Genomic DNA, 2550 nt, shown 5'->3' on the forward strand with positions numbered 1-2550 from the left:
GGCGAGCTGGGCTGCCGGTACCTCCAGTTCGACGACACCAGCCTCGCCTACCTCAACGACCCCGAGCAGCGCGAGCACGTGCGCTCGATCGGCGGCGACGCCGAGCACCAGCACGAGCTCTACATCCGCCACATCAACGAGGCGCTGGAGCACCGGCCCGACGGCATGGCGATCACCACGCACATGTGCAAGGGCAACTTCCGCTCGTCCTGGGTCGCCGAGGGCGGCTACGACTTCGTGGCGGAGGCGCTGTTCGGCGAGCTCGACGTCGACGGCTTCTTCATGGAGTGGGACGACGCCCGCTCCGGCGGCTTCGAACCGCTGCGCTTCGTCCCGAAGGGCAAGGTCGTCGTGCTGGGCCTGGTCACGACCAAGCGCGGCGAGCTCGAGGACAAGGACGTGCTCAAGCGACGCATCGAGGAGGCCACGCAGTACGTGGATCTCGACCAGCTCTGCCTGTCGCCGCAGTGCGGCTTCTCCTCCACCGTCGAGGGCAACAAGCTCACGCAGGAGCAGCAGGCCGCAAAGCTGCGGCTGATCGTCGAGACCGCCGATGAGGTGTGGGGCTAGATGCGCGCGATCACGGGAGGGATCGCCTGTGCCCGCAGACGAAGTCTGCTGGGTATCGCGCTCGTCCTGCTGCTCGCCGGCTGCGGGGGCGGCGACGAGGGCGCCGCCCCCGCGGGGGAGGGCGGCACCACCAAGCTGGCCGTGCAGGAGACGGCCGGCGTCCCGTCGGCGTTCGTCGCCTTCGGGATCGAGAAGGGCCTGTTCGAGAAGCAGAAGCTCGAGATCGACCTGCAGCCGACGCAGGGCGGCGCGGCGACGATCCCGGCGCTGGTGAGCGGCGACATCCAGGTCGGCGGCTCCAACGTGGTGTCGCTGCTGCTGGCCAGCTCGAAGGACCTGCCGATCCGCGCGATCGCGGGCGGCACCACCGCCCAGGCGTCGGGCGAGAAGGACTTCGGCGCGCTGCTGGCGGCGAAGGGCAAGGGGATCTCGGAACCCGCCGACCTCGAGGGCAAGACGGTCGCGGTCAACACGCTCAACAACATCGCCGAGGTGGTGGTGAAGGCGGGGCTCGAGAAGGAGGGCGTGGACCCCGACTCGCTCGAGCTCTCCGAGGTGCCGTTCCCGGAGATGGAGCCGGCGCTGGCCAAGGGCTCCGTCGACGCCGCGTTCTCGATCGAGCCGTTCGTGACGCAGAGCGTCGAGAAGGGCGACAAGGTGCTCGGCTACTCCTACGTCGACACGGAGCCGAACATGCAGGTCGGCGCCTACGCGGTCACCAACCAGTTCGCCGAGTCCGATCCCGAGGCGGTGAAGGCGTTCCAGGCCGCGGTCAAGGAGACCGCGGACTACGTCGGCGGCCACGAGGACGAGTTCCGGACCTTCCTGTCGGAGAACGCGGACATGCCGCCCGCGCTGGCGGAGAAGATCGTGCTGCCGAAGTGGACGGGCGAGGTCGATGCGGACTCCGTCGCCAAGACCGCCGAGCTGATGCGGCGCTACGGCCTGGTCGAGGACGACGTCGACCCCTCCAAGCTCCTGCAGGGAGGCTGACGTGAAGATCGACGCGTTCTGCCACGTGATGCCGCGCGAGTACGCGGAGCGGCTGGAGGCGGTCGGCGACGCGCCGGCGGCCGCCAACATCCGCAACCGGATCGCCGGGATTCCCTCGATGGTCGACCTCGACGTGCGCTTCGCGCAGATGGACGAGTTCGGCGACGACTACCGGCAGGTGGTCAGCCTGCCCGCGCCGCCGATCGAGGATCTCGGGCCGCCCCCAGGCGGGCGCGAGCTCGCCCGCATCGGGAACGAGGGCCTGGCGCGGCTGTGCGCCGAGCACCCCGACCGCTTCGCGGGCTTCGTCGCGCAGCTGCCGATGAACGACCCCGAGGGCACGCTGGAGGCGATCGACCACGCCTGCGGCGAGCTCGGCGCGCTCGGCGTGCAGATCTACACGCACGTCAACGGCCACCCGCTCGACGAGGGGCGTTTCGAGCCGTTCTGGGCGCGGATGGCGGAGCTCGGGAAGCCCGTCTGGGTGCACCCGAGCCGCAACGCGAGCTGGTCGGACTACCCCACCGAGGAGGTCTCGAAGTACGAGATCTGGTGGGTGTTCGGCTGGGAGTACGACACGGCGGCGTTCATGGCGCGGGTCGTGTTCTCCGGGATCCTCGAGCGCCACCCGGACCTGAAGATCCTCATCCACCACGGCGGCAGCATGGTCCCGCACTTCGCGGGGCGCGTCGGACCGGGCTGGGACCAGCTCGGCGCGCGTACGCCGCCCGACCGCCGGCACGAGGTCGAGCACCCTCCGCTCTCCAAGCGGCCGCTGGACTACGTCAAGATGTTCTACGCCGACACCGCCATGTTCGGAGCCGCCCACGCCATCCAGTGCTGCATCGAGTTCTTCGGGGTCGACCGCATCCTGTTCGCCTCGGACACGCCGTTCGACCCCGAGAAGGGCCCCGGCTACATCCGCTCGACGATCGAGAACCTCGAGTCGCTGGACCTCTCGGCGGCGGACCGCGAGAAGATCTACGC

Annotated in this window: 2 protein-coding genes and 1 pseudogene; all 3 read left to right on the forward strand. The window is 69.7% G+C overall.

The annotated features are described in order from the left end of the window. Positions 1 to 570 (forward strand): annotated as a pseudogene (locus VFX99_RS07965) (5-methyltetrahydropteroyltriglutamate--homocysteine S-methyltransferase); the annotation flags it as partial. Next, a complete protein-coding gene (locus VFX99_RS07970; protein ID WP_329665762.1) occupies positions 571 to 1563 on the forward strand; it encodes an ABC transporter substrate-binding protein in 993 nt (330 codons plus the stop codon). It begins immediately after the preceding pseudogene. Between the two features lies 1 nt (position 1564). Next, positions 1565 to 2550, forward strand: a 986-nt coding sequence (locus VFX99_RS07975; RefSeq protein WP_329665763.1) for an amidohydrolase family protein, incomplete at its 3' end; no start/stop codon positions are given.

Source organism: Microbacterium sp., assembly GCF_036277215.1.
Classification (GTDB): domain Bacteria; phylum Actinomycetota; class Actinomycetes; order Actinomycetales; family Microbacteriaceae; genus Microbacterium.